Origin of the sequence: Plantibacter sp. Leaf314 (genome assembly GCF_001423185.1) — a bacterium.
In the GTDB taxonomy this organism is placed as follows: domain Bacteria; phylum Actinomycetota; class Actinomycetes; order Actinomycetales; family Microbacteriaceae; genus Plantibacter.
Genome location: NZ_LMOB01000003.1, coordinates 275,595 through 291,234 on the forward strand (window position 1 = coordinate 275,595; position 15,640 = coordinate 291,234).

Here is a 15,640-nt window from a genome sequence, read left to right on the forward strand (position 1 = left end):
ACGCCGCGGTTCGATCCTCCGATCGACAGCGTCGTCGGTGTGCCGATGCCCCGGGAGCTCACGCTCCCGGGGCGTCCGTGCGTCTGCGGGCCGTGCTGCGTTCGGTTCTGTTTCCTCCTCCCTAACTCAGGAGCGTCTCGGCGAGTCTCGCTGAACAAGTGCGTGGCGGACGCGACGCGCCGCGCCTTTCCTGAGTTAGGGAACGTCGAGACCGAGGTCGGGCAGCTGCTGTATCGATCAGGAGCGGCGAAGCGCGGCTTGAGGAGGTGGGCCGACAGGACCAGCATCCAGCGCCGATCGGATGGCACCCAGGACGACGTACCAGTCGTTCATGACCATGCGATACGTGAACCTCAACACCCGATACCCCTGCACGACCAACTGGGCGTCCCGCCAGCGGTCCTCTTCGTGAGCGTCGCGATTGTCGTGGAACTCACGACCATCCCATTCGAGGACGAGCCATCCGTCGATCACCTGATCGACCCGGCCGACAGCCGGGATGGCGACCTGGTGACGCCCGACGATGCCAGCGGACTCGAGGCGGATCCGAGCGATGCTCTCGAGGACACTGTGGCAACCCGGTTCCACACGTGGTAGCCGCTCAGCGTGTTGCGACGGAAGTGCGTCGATCCAGGAGGGGAGTGCTGCGGACAGGGCGGGTTCGAGGTGGGTGAACGAGTCCATGGCCGCCCCGACGACCTCGGGGTGCTGGCAGTCAACGAGGTGGCCGATCACCTGTCGCCGTGATTCGACAAGCATCGGGAGGAGGGTGCCGCGGGGAGGGGCTGGGGGCCAGTCGTCCCAGTGCAGCACGGCGTCCTCGCGGGCCTCGGCCGGCGGACGTTTCCACCGCTCATCGGCCGACCGGAGGCGGGCTGCGTTCGGCGGCAGCGCGACATGGAGTCGAGACGTCGACGGCACGGCCCAGCCATACCAACGTGCTGCCGAGACGCAGCTCAGTCGGCCCCCGACTCGCACAGCCCTCACCAGGTCACTCGGTGCGTCCGGCGCCGCGTACCAGCCGCGCCGCACGCGGATCAACATCCCTGTCTCGACTGCGATCCGAAGCGTCTCCTTCGTGTGCCCGAGCCGCCGGAGCTGATGGACGGTGGCGATTCCATGAGCGGGCTCGAGGAAGGTCGTCGCGATCGTCATTCCCCGATCGTGTGCGCCGGGGCTGGTCGTCTCATGCCCGATCACGTCCGCTGCGTAGGGTTACGCGCACAGACCGGCTGTGCAGGAGGGTGGTGCCTGGCTTGCCCAACTCAGGAAGCTGGCGGCGTGTCGCGCCGGTCGGCAGTGCAGGATGGGACGCCGCGCCGGAGAGGTCCTGAGTTAGGGAAAAGAACGGGCCAGAGTACGGAAGCGCGGGTGGGGGCGGGGAGGTCGGTGGGCGGGGATAAGGTGGCGGGATGAGCATGCACGGGGGACGGGGCGGACCACGCGGTGGTGCCCCCGGGGGTGGCGGGCCCCGCGCCGGCAGCCGCGTGAGCGGCGGCGACACCGAGGCGCAGAAGGCGCTCAACGCGGAGGCTCCGAGGATCCCCGACCTCGGGAAGCGCATCGTCGCCCTGTTCGTCCCGTTCCGCGCGAAGATCATCCTCACGATGGTGCTCGTCGTCGTCGGCGCCGCCCTCGCGGTGCTGCCCCCGCTCCTCGTGAAGCAGGCGTTCGACGTCGGGCTGTTCCCCACCGACGGTGGCGCCCCGAACCTCGTCGCCCTCGCGGAGATCGTCGGGGTCATGATCGCCCTGTTCATCATCGCGGCCCTCCTCGGCGTCTGGCAGACCTACCTCACCGCCACCGTCGGCAACAGCGTCATGGGCGCCCTGCGCATCAAACTGTTCTCGCAACTCCAGGCGATGGAGCTGAGCTTCTTCACCCGCACGAAGACGGGCATCATCCAGTCGCGGCTGCAGAACGACGTCGGTGGCGTCGCGAACGTCCTCACCAACACGGTGTCGAGTGTGCTCGGCAACACCGTCACCGTCATCTCCGCCCTCGTCGCCATGCTCATCCTCAACTGGCAGCTGACGATCGTGGCGCTCATCCTCATGCCGATCCTCGTGGTCGCCCAGCGTCGGGTCGGCCAGGTGCGTGCGCGCATCGCGACGAAGACGCAGGAGTCCCTGTCGGAGATGACGGCGATCACCCAGGAGGCGCTGAGCGTCTCCGGGGTCCTGCTCGCGAAGAGTTTCAACCGCCAGGACACCGAGGTCGAACGCTACAGCGCCGAGAACCGCACCCAGATCCGCCTCCAGGTGAGCCAGGCGATGAGCGGCCAGTGGTTCTTCGCGATGGTCAACATCTTCCTGTCGTCGATCCCGGCGATCGTCTACCTCGTCGCCGGCTACCTCATCACCGGGGGCGTGACCGACGTCACCGCGGGCTCCATCGTCGCGTTCACGACGATCCAGGCGCGCCTCCTGTTCCCGCTCATGGGCGTCATGCGCGTCGCCCTCGACCTGCAGACCTCCGGCGCCCTGTTCGCGCGCATCTTCGAGTACCTCGACCTCAAACCGTCGATCGCCGACCGCCCAGGGGCCGCGCCGCTTCCGGACACCGCCCCCGCGATCCGCTTCGACGACGTCACCTTCCGGTACGCGGACGCACAGGACGACTCCACCCCGACGCTCGACGGCGTCTCGTTCACGATCGAACCCGGACAGTTCGCGGCGTTCGTCGGGCCGTCGGGTGCCGGGAAGACCACCATCTCCTACCTGATCCCGCGGTTCCAGGAGGTCTCCGGCGGCCGGGTCACCGTCGCCGGGGCCGACGTCCGCGACGTCACCCAGGCCTCGCTCGTGTCACGCATCGGGATCGTCAGCCAGGAGACCTACCTCTTCCACGCGACGATCGCGGAGAACCTCCGGTACGCGAAGCCCGACGCGACCGCCGAGGAGCTCGAGGCGGCCTGCCGGGCGGCGAACATCCACGAGGCGATCATGCGCTTCGAGGACGGCTACGACACGCTCGTCGGTGAACGCGGGTATCGCCTGTCGGGCGGCGAGAAGCAGCGCATCGCCATCGCGCGCGTGCTACTGAAGGATCCTGAGGTGCTCATCCTCGACGAGGCGACGAGCGCCCTCGACACGATCTCGGAGCGGGTGGTGCAGATCGCCCTCGACGACGCGACCCGTGGACGCACGACCGTCTCCATCGCCCACCGCCTGTCCACGATCGTGCACGCCGACGTCATCTTCGTCCTCGACCGCGGCCGCATCGTCGAGCAGGGCACGCACCAGGAGCTCCTCGCGGCCGGTGGCGTGTACGCGACCCTCTACGCGCAGCAGGCCGTCACCGCCTGATCCGGGCGTCACGCGACGCACGGCACGGACACCGAGCGCCCGCCGCGTCGGACCGTTTCCGAGGTGTCCGGGCGGGTCGTCGTGCGGTTCTCGGACAACCGTGGTCCAGCCATTGTGGGCCCGGGTCGCGGGTGGCTAGAGTGAGCGCCATCGTGACCCCCGAAGGAGGGGGTCCGACCGCGCACCGCCGGATCGAGTAGGGGACTCGTCGATGACCGCAGCTGTGGACGCACCATCCGGATCCTCGCCCGACGCCACCGCGCCGACCGACCCGCCGGGGCCGCCGATCCCGCCGGCGCCGTCCTCCGCGGCCCGCAGCCGTGGACTCGGTCGTGGTCGGTTCGGTCGCCCGGGCTTCAGCATCCAGTCGAAGCTGCTCGTCATGCTGTTGATCGTCAGCGTCGGCGCATCGGTCGTCACCGGGATCGTCGGCTATCTGTCCGGCAGCGACTCGCTCCGGCAGGCGTCGTTCGAGCGGCTCACCGAGGTCCGGGAGTCCCGCGCCCGCGAGATCACCAACTACTACGAGCAGACGCGCGACTCGCTCGTCGTCTACACCCGTGGCACCACGGTGGTGGATGCCATGAACGGCTTCCACGACGCCTTCCACGAACTGGAGGAGCAGCCTGAGGACCCGGCGCGCTCAGCCTCGGTGACGTCGTTCTACGAGGACACCTTCGCACCGGAGCTCGCCGAGCGAACCGGGGACGAAGCCGACCCGTCGGCGTTCATCCCGACGAATCCGGCCGAGACCTACCTGCAGTCGGTCTACACGCCTGAGGACCTCGACTACGACACCGCCATCACCGTCGACGACGCGGGCGACGGCAGCGCCTGGTCGGCCGTCCACGCCCGATACCACGACTACTTCCGCGAGATCATCGACCGCTTCGGCTACGAGGACGCGCTGCTCATCGACGACGAGGGCGACGTCGTCTACAGCGCGTACAAGGGGCCGGACCTCGGCACGAACGTGCTCACCGGGCCCTACCGCGGCGGCGTCCTCGAGGACGGCTTCACCGCTGCGCTCCGGTCGAACGCGATCGACTACGTCGGCATCACGGACTTCGAGCGGTACCAGCCGTCACTCAACGTCCCGACGCAGTGGATCTTCTCCCCGGTCGGCGAGAACGGGCGGATCGACGGGGTGATGGCGCTGCAGGTCCCCATCGAGGCGATCAACGACATCATGACCGGGTCCGGTGAATGGGAACAGGACGGCCTGGGCCAGACCGGCGAGACCTACCTCGCCGGCCCCGACCAGCTCATGCGCTCGACCTCACGCCTGCTGATCGAGGACCCGGAAGCCTACGAACGCACCGCGATCGCCGCCGGGACACCGCCCGAGACGGCAGCCCGTGCGGTCGCCGTCGCGGGGACCATCCAGATCCAACCGACTCGCACCGTCTCGGTCGAGCGGGCCCTCGCCGGGGAGACGGGCACGACGATCGGGCGCGGCTATCTCGGCGAGGAGAACCTCACCGCATACACACCGGTCGACATCGACGGGCTCCAGTGGGTGCTCGTCGCCCGGATCGACTCCGCCGAGGCCTTCGCCCCGGTCACCGACTTCACCCGGAACCTCATCATCTCGGTGCTCGCGATCATCGTCGTCGTGTCGCTCCTCTCGCTCCTGCTCGCCCAGGTGTTCGCCCGCCCGGTGCGATCGCTCGTCGGTGCGGTCCGGCGCGTGGCCGGCGGTGACTACAGCGTCGAGGTGCCGAACACGAGGCGTGACGAATTCGGCGACCTGGGTGCGGCGTTCAACGACATGAGCCGGAGCCTCCGGGTGAAGCAGGAGCTCATCGACGAGCAGCGTGCGGAGAACGAGCGGCTGCTGTTGACCCTGATGCCCGCGACCGTCGCGAAGCGGTACAAGGAGGGGGAGGAGACCATCTCCGAGGTCCACCAGGACGTGTCGGTCATCTTCGCCGACCTCGTCGGGTTCGACGACCTCACGAGGGGGCTCGACTCCGAACGGGAGCTCTCCCTCCTGAACGGTCTCGTCCGCAGCTTCGACGAAGCCGCCGAACGCCTCGGTATCGAGCAGGTGCGGACGCTGCGGGAGGGGTACCTGGCGAGCTGCGGATTGATCGTCCCGCGCGTCGACAACGTCCGGCGCACCCTCGACTTCGCGCTGGAGATGCGCACGATCGTCGAACGGTTCAACGCGCAGCACCAGGCGAACCTGACCCTGCGGGTCGGCGTCGACGCCGGCGTGGTGACGAGCGGGCTCGTCGGTCGGACGAGTCTCGCCTACGACATGTGGGGCGACGCGGTGAGTCTCGCCAACCGGGTGCAGTCCGTGGCCGGGACGGCGGGCATCTTCGTCAGTCAGCGCGTCAGGGACCGGCTGCAGGACACCGTGACGTTCGAGGCCGCCGGCACGGTCGAGACGCGCGAGGGTCCGCAGGCCGTCTGGCGGGTCGTCGCAGGGCCGACGTCGTGACCGAGGTGTGGCAGGAACCGTGGTTCCCGTGGGCCGTCGGGCTCGCGGTCGGCGTCCCCGTGCTGCTGATCGTCCTCACCGAGGTGCTCGGGGCGCTCAGCCGTCGCGGGAGTGCCGCGGCGAAACCGGTCCGCCTCCTGCGCAACTTCGTCGTCCCGGTCGGCGCGGTCTTCGCCCTGGTGGTGTTCGCGACGGCGCGGGCGGACGACATCACCTGGGTGCGTATCGTCGGGACGCTCCTCGGCTTCCTGCTGATCCTGCTCATCCTGTCGGCGTTCAACGTCGCCCTGTTCACGAACGCCGAGGAGGGATCCTGGCGCGATCGGATCCCGTCCATCTTCGTCGACCTCGCCAGACTGGCCCTCATCCTCATCGGCCTGGCGATCCTGTTCTCCTGGGTGTGGGGAGCCGACATCGGCGGGCTCGTCACCGCGCTGGGCGTCACCTCGATCGTCATCGGCCTCGCCCTCCAGAACGCCGTCGGCGGGGTCATCTCCGGGCTGCTCCTCCTGTTCGAGCAGCCGTTCCGCCTCGGTGACTGGCTCGACACGGGCAGTGTCCGTGGCCGGGTGGTCGAGGTGAACTGGCGCGCCGTGCACCTCGACACCGGCAACGGCATCCAGATCGTGCCGAACTCCTCGCTCGCGGGGGCCTCGTTCACGAACCTCAGCCAGCCCGTCGGCGCGTTCACGGCGAGTGTCGAGGTGACCTTCGCAACCGACGACCCGCCCGACGAGGTGCTGCGGTTGCTCCGGGAGGTCGCATCGGCACTCCCGATGCTCGAACCGTCGGACGAGGTGTCCGCCGCCTACCTCGGCGCAGCACGGTTCACGGTGACGCTGCCGGTGTCCGGCCCGTCCACCGCCGACGAGGCCGTCGCCCGCTTCCGCGCCTGGCTCTGGTACGCGGCCAGACGCCGCGGCCTCGCGCTCGACGGCGACGGCACCGACCCGATCGCGACCCCGGAACGACTGGGTGCGGCGCTCGGCACCCTCGCCCCCACCCTCCACGCACGCGAGGAGGACCTGGACCAGCTCGCCGGGAGCTGCACGCTCGAGCGGTACGGGCCGGGGGAGACCGTCCAGGCCGCCGGGGCCGTCCCGGACGCCATCCGCTTCCTCATCGAGGGTGGCGTGCACCTCGCGGTCCCGACGAAGGACGGGCTCATCACCTTCCAGCGTCTCGGCACGGGCGACGTCATCGGCCAGACGGCCCTGACCCGGGAGGTCGCCATGGCCGCCGCGATCGCCGACGGGACCGCGCTCGTCCTCAGGATGCCCCTGTCCACCATCGACCGGCTCGTCCGCACCCGACCCCGGCTCGCCCAGGAGATCGGCGCCTCGATCGACCACAAGCACCGGCAGGCGCAGGCGGCGCTCGCCGAAGCCGGGATCGTCCGCGGTACCATCGGCCGATAGCCAGCCGTCGTCACCACCGGAGCGTGAACCAGATGTCGAACCCCGTCCAGCCGCAGGGCACCCGTGCCGTACCCGGTGACGCGACGGACCGGATCCGCGCCGCGATCTTCGACGGCACGCTCGCCTCGGGCGAGCTGCTCATCGAGGAGGAGTTGCAGGGATGGCTCGGGGTGCCGGCGCAGGACGTGCGCGCCGCCCTGCTGGCGCTCGAACACCTCGGGCTCGTCGAGACCGCCCCGCAGCGGCACACGCGGGTCGCGCAGCCACGGGTCGAGGACCGGACCGCCGTGCTCCAGACGCTCGGAGCCCTCGTGAGCGGGGTCGTCCGGGTCACCGTGCCGACGCTCACAGCGGGGCAGCGCGCTGAGCTCATCGCCTTCGTCGAGCACACGATGGCGACGGTCGAGGCCGAGGACGCCGACGCGCACGGCCGGTGCATCTGGGGCCTCGTCGACCGGTTCCTGAAGCACTGTGCGAACCCGGTGCTCGTCGCGGCGACCGCGGACGTGATCGGCGCGCTCGCGTATCGGCTCSCGGCCACCCGCTCCGCCGAGACGGTCGAGTGGGCCGATCTCCGTGTCGGGTACCCGCACCTCCGGTCCTCCATCGCTGCCGGTGACGCCGTGGGCGCGGAGCTCGCGATGGAACACGTCTTCCGGCTGCAGGTGCCGCTGCACGACCTCGAAGTCCACTGACCGACGGCCCCGCGCGACGCGCGGGACTGTGCCGCTCGGGACGGGTGGCAATAGTCTGCTGATGACGCGGTTCCCGCCAGCCGACCGTGTCCCCGTCGTCACCCCGAGCGAGAAGAGACCAGATGTCCTCACCGGAAGTCCAACCCTCTGTCGAACCGACCACCATGGCGCAGCTCGTCGCCGAGCTCGCCGGCACCTTCCTCCTCGTCTTCGGGCTCGTCGGCACCGCCACCTTCTCCGCGTTCTTCGGGGAGGAGACCTCCAACCCCCTCGGCGTCGGGTTCCTCGGGGTGGCGATCGCGCTCGGGCTCTCGGTGACGATCGCGGCCTACGCCTTCGGCCCCATCTCCGGCGGGCACTTCAACCCGGCCGTGACGCTCGGTCTCGCCGCTGCAGGCCGGTTCCCCTGGCGCGCGACCTGGACCTTCGTCCTCGCCCAGCTCGTCGGCGCGTTCCTCGGCGCGCTCGCGGTGTTCGGCCTGGCGGCCGGCGGGCCGGACGGCTTCCTCGACCGCGCGGTCTCGAGCGGCTTCGTCTCGAACGGCTTCGGTGAGCTCTCGCCGGGCGGGTTCGGACTGGTGTCGGCCATCGTGGTCGAGGTCGTCATCACCGCGGTCTTCCTGTACGTGATCCTCGGCGTGACCCACAACCGGGCGGCGCCGGGCTTCGCGCCCATCGCGATCGGCGCCACGTTGACGCTGCTGCTGCTCGTGGCGATCCCCATCGACAACGGATCGGTCAACCCGGCCCGCTCGATCGCGACGGCCGTCTTCGCCGGTGGCGACTGGCTGGCGCAGGTGTGGGTGTTCATCGTGTTCCCGGTCATCGGCGCCCTCATCGCCGGATTCAGCTACCGGATCCTGTTCGGGGGGACGCGTCCGGCGGCCGCGCGGCCCGTCGCGAACCGCGGCTGATCCCGCCGATCGCCACCCGCACCCCGTCTGCCCGAGGCAGGCGGGGTGCGTCGTTCGCGGGCGGCACCCCGCGAACGCGGGCAACCCGCATTGGGGGACGCGCTTTCCCGAGGCACCGTCCATGCTTGAGGTTCGAGCGCCAGATCCTTGGAGGGGCGATGACGATGACCGAACGCGACGCCCCCACGACCAGGTGGGCGGATCCGCCGACGACCGACAGTGGCACGGCCGATGCACCGCTCCCCGCGGACGTCGCCTGGGAGCTGCTGCAGGAGGCGCTCGTCGAGGACTTCATCGACGACCTCCCGCGTCCCGTGCGCACGGCCGAACTCGCAGCACGGCTCCACGTGAGTCGGGCGTCGCTCATGACCAACATCCGTCGCGGCAACGTGATCGCCAGCCGTCGGTCCGGCCGCTGGGAGATCGACACGGTCGCGAGCCGCACCTACCTGCGCTCGGCCATCCTCAGCCTGGGCGAACGCCGCCGCACCCTGAGCGGCGTCGACGAGGACCGTTCCACCAACGTGCAGTTGACGCTCACGGGCCGGGCCTCGGCGGTGCTGTCGGACCTCATGCAGGACACGCATCTGTCGGCACCGGAACTCGTGGCGATCGCCCTCGACCGGTTCCGGAGCACGGCCGTCGACACGGACGCCGAAGCGAGCTGACGCCGCCGGGGGTGTCGGACGTCGCGTCTGACGCCGGACACACGGATCGGCCGGCCGCACGTGGTGCGTCGGCCGACCGATCGGGTGGTGCGAGCTCGGACTACTCCGTGCCGACGGCCTTGTCGGCCGCGTCACGGGCGCCGTCGATCTGCTCGTCGAACTTGCCGCCGGTGACCTTCTTCGCCGCGTCGGCGACGCCGCCGAGCAGTTTGTCGCTGATGTCCTCGGCCTGCTGGCTCGTGAGGGCGTCCTTGACCTTGTTGTCGTTCAGGAACTCCTGAGCCTTCTTGGTGATGTCTTCGATTCCCATGCGTCGCTCCTGTTCGTCGGGCCCACTCGGGCGTACCGCTCATTCTCGGCCCTCTGGCGGATTCTGGCTAGACCTCGTCGGAGAGCTCCCAGGACCTCCATCGCTCCCGCGCAGGGTCAGTCGGCGAGGGGGACCGGGCCTCCGCGGTCGTCGAGCATGCGGGTCATGAGGTCGATCTCGGCCTGCTGACTCGCGATGACCGCACTGGCGAACGCGAGGGCGTTCGCGTTCGTGGTCCGCGGCTGCAGCGCCTCCGCCATCTCGACCGCGCCACGGTGGTGGGCGATCATCAGGGTGAGGAACAGCCGCTCGGCCTCGAGACCCGACGACGCCGTGAGCTGGTCGATCTGCGCCGGCGTGGCGAGGCCGGGCATCGGATCGCCAGGGGTGTGACTCGTGCCGGGCGTCGACGAGTCACCGCCGTGGGCGTGGCCGCTGGCGCCCGCGAGCGTGGGGAGCGTCATCCAGGTCATGTCCGGCTGGCGTGAGCCCTGCGGCAGGTTCCACTGCACGAGCCAGTCGTAGAGCTGCCCGGACTGCTGGGCCTGCGTGGTCGCGATGTCGTACGCGAGGGTGCGGACGTCCACGGCGTCCGTCCGATCGCGGATGATCATGGCGAGCTCGACACCCTGGTTGTGGTGCACCTGCATGTCGCGCGAGAAGCCGGCCTCCGCGCTCGTCGTCGTGGGGGTCGGATCGGCGAGCGTGCTCAGCCGGCCCACGGAGAACCCGATGGCCGCGGCGACCACGATCGCGACGATCGCCATCGCCGCGATGACGATGCGGGTGCGGCTCGAGCCCCCCGAGGCCTGCTCGGCGTCGAACGCGGCGAGCTCCTCGTCGCTGACGACGCCGTCGTCCTCGATCCCGTCCGGCGGGACTGCTGCGGAGGGCTCGGTCGTCACCGGATCAGACCTTGCCGGGTCCGTCGATCGCGCCCGTGCAGGCCGCGCCGGGCTCCGGGACGTTGTTGCTCTTCCAGAACTCCTCGAAGAAGTCGGCGATGCGCGAGTCGCTCGCGTTGTTCACCTGCAGCTGCGAGTTCCAGCCGCTCAGCACGATCGGGGAGGGGAGGTCGGACTTCGGCGACAGCACGACGTACGTGGTCGGGAGCAGCTCCTTGAGCTTCGTGAGCTCGGCGTCGCTGATGGACGGGTCGTAGGTGACCCAGATCGCGCCGTGTTCGAGGGAGTGGACCGCGTTCTCGTTGGTCTGCTCCTCGGTGTAGACACCGCAGTTCAGCCAGTACTGGTTGTGCGGGCCGCCGGCCGGCGGGTTCTGCGGGTAGTCGACGGTGCCTTCGACGTGCTCGGAGGTGTTCGTGAACAGTTCGACGCCGGCGATGTCGGCTCCCGTGCCGGTGCCACCGCCCGGGTAGCTGGCGTTCTTCGGCAGGGTGAGGATGACGCTCGTGATGAGGACCGCGATCACGGCCACGCCGCCGACGACGCCGGCCCAGACACCGATGCGACGGTTGCGGTTCTTGCGCTTCTGCGCCTGCTTGAACGCGGCGACCTTCGCCTGGCGCTGGGCCTCGCGTTCCTGTTTCGCGCTCTGCTGCTTGACGGCGGGCGGGACGGGAGCGTTCTTGGGGCGGTCTGCTGCGGGGGTCACGGGGGCCTCTCGAAAAGTTGTATGCGTAACTATCGAACCAGACGGCGTTCTCGGTGCCGTCCGGGCACCCGATGATGCGCAGTCGATTCTCAGCCTCATCCAAGCAGACGCTGGAGGAATCCCAGTGTTAGGACGGTCTAACAAATGTAGATTGGCCTTGCTAACATGGCCAGTGTGACCACCGACCTCTCCGCTCCGAAGACCCGCGCACCCCGGGGCCCGAGGCTCCTCTTCCTCCTCGGCCCCGCCTTCGTCGCCGCGATCGCCTACGTCGACCCCGGCAACGTGGCGGCCAACCTCACGGCGGGAGCGCAGTACGGCTACCTGCTCGTGTGGGTGCTCGTCGCCGCGAACGCGATGGCCGTGCTCGTGCAGTACCTCTCGGCGAAGCTCGGACTTGTCACCGGCAAGAGCCTGCCGGAGCTCCTCGGCTCACGACTGCGCACCGGGCCACGTCGGCTCTACTGGGTGCAGGCGGAACTCGTCGCCGCCGCGACCGACCTCGCCGAGGTGATCGGTGGCGCGGTGGCGCTGTACCTGCTCTTCGGGATCCCGCTCGTGCTCGGCGGCGTCATCGTCGGGGTCTTCTCGATCGTGCTCCTCGCCGTGCAGAACTGGTACGGCCAGCGGCACTTCGAGTTCGCGATCCTGGCACTCCTGGCCGTCATCGCGGTCGGCTTCCTCGCCGGCCTGTTCGTCAGTCCCGTGGACTGGGGTGCCGCGGCCGGCGGCTTGGTGCCGCGGTTCGAGGGCACGGCGACGGTCCTGCTCGCCGCGAGCATGCTGGGCGCGACGGTCATGCCGCACGCGATCTACCTCCACTCCTCGCTCAGCCGGGACCGGCACGGCGTCCAGACGAGCGACGGCGCCATCCGTCGGCTCATCGTGGCGACCCGGTGGGACGTCGCGGCGGCGCTCGTCCTCGCCGGGGCGGTGAACATCGCGATGCTGCTGCTCGCGGCCGCATCGCTCGGCGGTGTCGAGGGGACGGACTCGATCGAGGGCGCGCATGCGGCGATCACCGCAGCGCTCGGGCCGGTGATCGGCGTGATCTTCGCCATCGGCCTGCTCGCCTCAGGTCTCGCCTCGACCTCGGTGGGCGCCTACGCGGGAGCGTCGATCATGGGCGGGCTCCTCAAGGTGCGCATCCCGTTGCTCGCCCGACGGGTGATCACCCTCATCCCGGCGCTCGCCATCCTGGCGGCGGGCATCGACCCGACCACCGCCCTCGTGCTCAGCCAGGTGTTCCTCAGCCTCGGGATCCCCTTCGCGCTCATCCCGCTCGTGCGCTACACCGGCGACCGACGGATCATGGGCGTCCACGTCGACCAGCTCGTCACGAGGGTGCTCGCCTGGGTCGTCGTCGGGCTCATCGTCGCGTTGAACGTCGCCCTCATCGTGCTGACGTTCTTCGGCTGACGGTCGCATCGACGATCGCCGTCGGGTGGTTGGGGCGGCCAGCCGCGGCGGTGGGGTGCTGGACGATCAGCCGGCGACGGTGACCCAGACGGCGTCGGCGGCGAGGCGTCCGAGCGTGAGACGCGTGCCGGTCGCGGTCAGGCGGAGTTCGAGTTCGCCGGCGAAGGCGCGGTGGTCGTCGACGGCGAGCTCGGTGTCGAGGACGATGCCGAGCGTGCTCAGGTGGCGGAGCGTCTCCGGGTCGGCGTCGGAGATGCGGCACACCGTCAGGGCGCTGTCCGACGGGGCCTCGTTCAACCGGACGGCGTCCGGCCGGTGCGGGGTGCCGTCCGCCGAGGGGATCGGGTCGCCGTGCGGATCGCGGATGGGGTGACCGAGCGCGGCGTCGATGCGCTCGATCATGGTGTCGCTCGCCGCGTGCTCGAGGATCTCCGCCTCGTCGTGGACCTCGTCCCACCCGTAGCCGAGCATCTCGACGAGGAAGGTCTCGATCAGCCGGTGCCGACGGACCATCGCGACCGCGTGCGCCTGGCCGGCCGGCGTGAGCTCGATGCTGCCGTACGGCTCGTGCACGACGAGCCCCTGGGCCGCCAATCGCTTCACGGCGTCGGAGGCGGTCGCCGGGCGGACGCCCATGCGGTCCGCGAGCAGCTTGACGGTGGCGGACTCGTCCGCCCATTCCGAGGTCGTCCAGATCGTCTTGAGGTAGTCCTGGGACACGGAGGAGAGGCCGGAGACGGACATGTGTCCAGTCTACGGAGGCCGGCGGTGGTCCACCGGGTGGCCGCCAGCGGGTCACCGGCCGTTCAGGTCCGCCTGGCAGAATGATCTCCGACACCCCCGAACGGGGCACCCGGCTGCTACGGTCGAGTTCCCCAGCCACCCGCACACCGATCCACTCGACGAGAAGGGCCATGCGATGCCTCAGGCGCTCAGCAGCTCGACCGCTCGACTCGGATCCGGTGCGCGCGCGACGCTCGAACTCGTCGCTGCGGCGATGGCCGGGGACGGCCACCGGACGCCGGCCGGGCAGGACGGCACGACCACCCGTCGGCCCGTCGAGCTCACCCTCCGCCGACTGCCCGCGATCGTCGCGGTGCTGTTGCTGGCCGTCGTCATCCTCGCGGTCATCGGCGTGCTCGTCGTGCTCTCGCTCGTCGTGCGCGTGCTCGCCGCCGGTGTCGCGGCACTCGGCCCGCGGCCACACCTCGTCGCCCTCCGCTGACGCCCTCCGCCGGCTGACGGGATCGGCCGCGTCATCAGGCTGCACTCCGCAGACGCTCCGGGTAGGCTGGGTGACATGCGTCTCCGCCTGTCGTGTTCCTACTGTCCCCGCTGAACCGTCCCCTCCGGGATGCCGCCTCAGCCGTCCCAGCCATCCGGTGACGCACGCGAGAGTCGTGCGGTGACGCACCACAGGAACAGATTGCAGACATGAACTACGCAGACTCCGTCCTCGATCTCATCGGGAACACGCCACTCGTGAAGCTCAACCGGGTCACCGAGGGCATCGCCGCCACGGTGCTCGTCAAGGTCGAGTACCTCAACCCGGGCGGCTCCTCGAAGGACCGCATCGCGACGCGCATCATCGACGCCGCCGAGGCGTCCGGGCAGTTGCAGCCGGGCGGCACGATCGTCGAACCGACCTCCGGCAACACCGGCGTCGGCCTCGCGCTCGTCGCCCAGCAGCGCGGGTACCGGTGCGTGTTCGTCCTGCCGGACAAGGTGGGGGAGGACAAGCGCAACGTGCTGACCGCCTACGGCGCCGAGATCGTCGTCACGCCGACGTCCGTCGCACCGGACAGCCCCGACTCCTACTACAGCGTGTCCGACCGCCTGACGGCCGAGATCCCTGGCGCGTTCAAGCCCAACCAGTACGCGAACCCCAACGGGCCGCTCAGCCACTACGAGTCCACCGGTCCCGAGATCTGGCGCGACACCGAGGGCGAGATCACCCACTTCGTCGCCGGCGTGGGCACCGGCGGCACCATCTCCGGGACGGGCAAGTACCTCAAGGAGGTCTCCGAGGGCGGCGTACGCATCATCGGCGCCGACCCGGAGGGCTCGGTCTACTCGGGCGGCACCGGACGCCCGTACCTCGTCGAGGGCGTCGGCGAGGACTTCTGGCCGTCGGCCTACGACCCGTCCATCCCCGACGAGATCATCGCCGTCACGGACGCCGAGTCGTTCGCGATGACGCGTCGCCTCGCCCGCGAGGAGGGGCTGCTCGTCGGTGGGTCCAGCGGCATGGCCGTCCAGGCGGCGCTCGTCGCCGCCCGCGAGCTCCCGGCGTCGGCCGTCGTCGTCGTCCTCCTGCCCGACGGTGGCCGCGGCTACCTCGGCAAGATCTTCAACGACTCGTGGCTGGAGTCGTACGGCTTCAGCGAGGTCGCGGACGACCGCACCGTCGGCGACATCCTCCGAGGCAAGGGCGACACGATGCCCGGTCTCGTGCACGTGCACCCGAGCGACACCGTCCGCGACGTCATCGACATCATGACCGAGTACGGCGTCTCCCAGCTGCCCGTCCTGAGTGCCGAACCGCCCGTCGTGATGGGTGAGGTCGCCGGCGCGATCGACGAGGCCAGCCTCATGGCCGCCGTGTTCAGCGGCACCGCCACGATGACGGACGCCGTGAGCGGCTTCGTCGGCGAGCCGTTGCCGCTCATCGGCGTCGGCGCGTCCATCCCAGCGGCCCGCACGGCCCTCGGCTCAGCGCCCGCCTTCCTCGTGACCGACGGCGGCAAGCCCGTCGGCGTCATCACGCGGCACGACCTGCTCACCTACCTGGCGGGCTGACGATGGACGGCATGCCACGCCGCCTGCCGGAGGCCGGACGATGTCG

At 70.0% G+C, this 15,640-nt stretch carries 14 protein-coding genes; 9 read left to right on the forward strand and 5 right to left on the reverse strand.

From position 1 onward, the window contains the following. Positions 1-237: 237 nt before the first annotated feature. Positions 238-1,155, reverse strand: a complete 918-nt coding sequence (locus ASF68_RS19440; RefSeq protein WP_056014143.1) for a DUF559 domain-containing protein — start codon at positions 1,153-1,155, stop codon at positions 238-240. 263 nt (positions 1,156-1,418) lie between these two features. On the opposite strand from ASF68_RS19440, the gene ASF68_RS17430 reads away from it, so the two are divergent. From ASF68_RS17430 to ASF68_RS17455, 6 genes are all read left to right on the forward strand, one after another. Then, positions 1,419-3,308: an ABC transporter ATP-binding protein gene (locus ASF68_RS17430; protein WP_056014707.1), complete on the forward strand. Its 1,890-nt coding sequence runs from the start codon at positions 1,419-1,421 to the stop codon at positions 3,306-3,308. A gap of 211 nt (positions 3,309-3,519) precedes the next feature. Beyond that, positions 3,520-5,757 carry an adenylate/guanylate cyclase domain-containing protein gene (locus tag ASF68_RS17435; RefSeq protein ID WP_200936466.1) on the forward strand — a complete coding sequence of 746 codons (2,238 nt, stop codon included), beginning with the start codon at positions 3,520-3,522 and terminating at the stop codon, positions 5,755-5,757. After that, positions 5,754-7,175: a mechanosensitive ion channel domain-containing protein gene (locus ASF68_RS17440; RefSeq protein ID WP_157580593.1), complete on the forward strand. Its 1,422-nt coding sequence runs from the start codon at positions 5,754-5,756 to the stop codon at positions 7,173-7,175. Before ASF68_RS17435 ends, ASF68_RS17440 begins: the two co-directional genes overlap by 4 nt. A gap of 32 nt (positions 7,176-7,207) precedes the next feature. Then, a complete protein-coding gene (locus ASF68_RS17445) occupies positions 7,208-7,870 on the forward strand; it encodes a GntR family transcriptional regulator (RefSeq protein ID WP_056014145.1) in 663 nt (220 codons plus the stop codon). A 122-nt stretch (positions 7,871-7,992) separates the two neighbouring features. Then, positions 7,993-8,784 (forward strand): aquaporin, encoded by a 792-nt coding sequence (locus ASF68_RS17450; protein WP_082455588.1) that lies wholly within the window; start codon positions 7,993-7,995, stop codon positions 8,782-8,784. A gap of 158 nt (positions 8,785-8,942) precedes the next feature. After that, entirely contained in the window at positions 8,943-9,452 is a 510-nt protein-coding gene (locus ASF68_RS17455) for a hypothetical protein (protein WP_056014150.1), read from the forward strand. A gap of 100 nt (positions 9,453-9,552) precedes the next feature. On the opposite strand, the gene ASF68_RS17460 is transcribed toward ASF68_RS17455, so the two are convergent. The 3 genes from ASF68_RS17460 to ASF68_RS17470 all read right to left on the reverse strand — a co-directional run bounded on the left by ASF68_RS17460 (position 9,553) and on the right by ASF68_RS17470 (position 11,376). Further along, positions 9,553-9,762 carry an antitoxin gene (locus ASF68_RS17460; protein ID WP_056014153.1) on the reverse strand — a complete coding sequence of 70 codons (210 nt, stop codon included), beginning with the start codon at positions 9,760-9,762 and terminating at the stop codon, positions 9,553-9,555. Between the two features lie 116 nt (positions 9,763-9,878). Next, complete coding sequence (locus ASF68_RS17465) at positions 9,879-10,667, reverse strand: DUF305 domain-containing protein (protein WP_056014155.1); 789 nt, start codon at positions 10,665-10,667, stop codon at positions 9,879-9,881. Between the two features lie 4 nt (positions 10,668-10,671). Next, the gene (locus tag ASF68_RS17470) at positions 10,672-11,376 is read right to left on the reverse strand and encodes a DUF3105 domain-containing protein (RefSeq protein WP_056014157.1); all 705 of its coding nucleotides are present in this window, start codon (positions 11,374-11,376) and stop codon (positions 10,672-10,674) included. 165 nt (positions 11,377-11,541) lie between these two features. Here ASF68_RS17470 and ASF68_RS17475 point away from each other — a divergent pair, with 165 nt between their 5' ends. Further along, on the forward strand, positions 11,542-12,795 hold the full coding sequence (locus ASF68_RS17475) for an Nramp family divalent metal transporter (RefSeq protein WP_056014159.1): 1,254 nt from the start codon (positions 11,542-11,544) through the stop codon (positions 12,793-12,795). A 66-nt stretch (positions 12,796-12,861) separates the two neighbouring features. Here the strand turns inward: ASF68_RS17475 and ASF68_RS17480 are convergent, their stop codons facing one another. Further along, positions 12,862-13,539, reverse strand: a complete 678-nt coding sequence (locus ASF68_RS17480; protein ID WP_056014163.1) for a metal-dependent transcriptional regulator — start codon at positions 13,537-13,539, stop codon at positions 12,862-12,864. 175 nt (positions 13,540-13,714) lie between these two features. On the opposite strand from ASF68_RS17480, the gene ASF68_RS17485 reads away from it, so the two are divergent. Continuing rightward, positions 13,715-14,020 carry a hypothetical protein gene (locus ASF68_RS17485; protein ID WP_056014166.1) on the forward strand — a complete coding sequence of 102 codons (306 nt, stop codon included), beginning with the start codon at positions 13,715-13,717 and terminating at the stop codon, positions 14,018-14,020. A 209-nt stretch (positions 14,021-14,229) separates the two neighbouring features. Further along, on the forward strand, positions 14,230-15,594 hold the full coding sequence (locus ASF68_RS17490; protein WP_056014169.1) for a cystathionine beta-synthase: 1,365 nt from the start codon (positions 14,230-14,232) through the stop codon (positions 15,592-15,594). The last annotated feature ends 46 nt before the right edge of the window (positions 15,595-15,640 follow it).

Coding starts and splice junctions, on each gene's coding strand:
- ASF68_RS19440 (WP_056014143.1), bottom strand. CDS start 1,155: ATGACGATCGCGACGACCTTCCTCGAGCCCGCTCATGGAATCGCCACC.
- ASF68_RS17430 (WP_056014707.1), top strand. CDS start 1,419: ATGCACGGGGGACGGGGCGGACCACGCGGTGGTGCCCCCGGGGGTGGC.
- ASF68_RS17435 (WP_200936466.1), top strand. CDS start 3,520: ATGACCGCAGCTGTGGACGCACCATCCGGATCCTCGCCCGACGCCACC.
- ASF68_RS17450 (WP_082455588.1), top strand. CDS start 7,993: ATGTCCTCACCGGAAGTCCAACCCTCTGTCGAACCGACCACCATGGCG.
- ASF68_RS17455 (WP_056014150.1), top strand. CDS start 8,943: ATGACGATGACCGAACGCGACGCCCCCACGACCAGGTGGGCGGATCCG.
- ASF68_RS17460 (WP_056014153.1), bottom strand. CDS start 9,762: ATGGGAATCGAAGACATCACCAAGAAGGCTCAGGAGTTCCTGAACGAC.
- ASF68_RS17475 (WP_056014159.1), top strand. CDS start 11,542: ATGGCCAGTGTGACCACCGACCTCTCCGCTCCGAAGACCCGCGCACCC.
- ASF68_RS17480 (WP_056014163.1), bottom strand. CDS start 13,539: ATGTCCGTCTCCGGCCTCTCCTCCGTGTCCCAGGACTACCTCAAGACG.
- ASF68_RS17485 (WP_056014166.1), top strand. CDS start 13,715: ATGCCTCAGGCGCTCAGCAGCTCGACCGCTCGACTCGGATCCGGTGCG.
- ASF68_RS17490 (WP_056014169.1), top strand. CDS start 14,230: ATGAACTACGCAGACTCCGTCCTCGATCTCATCGGGAACACGCCACTC.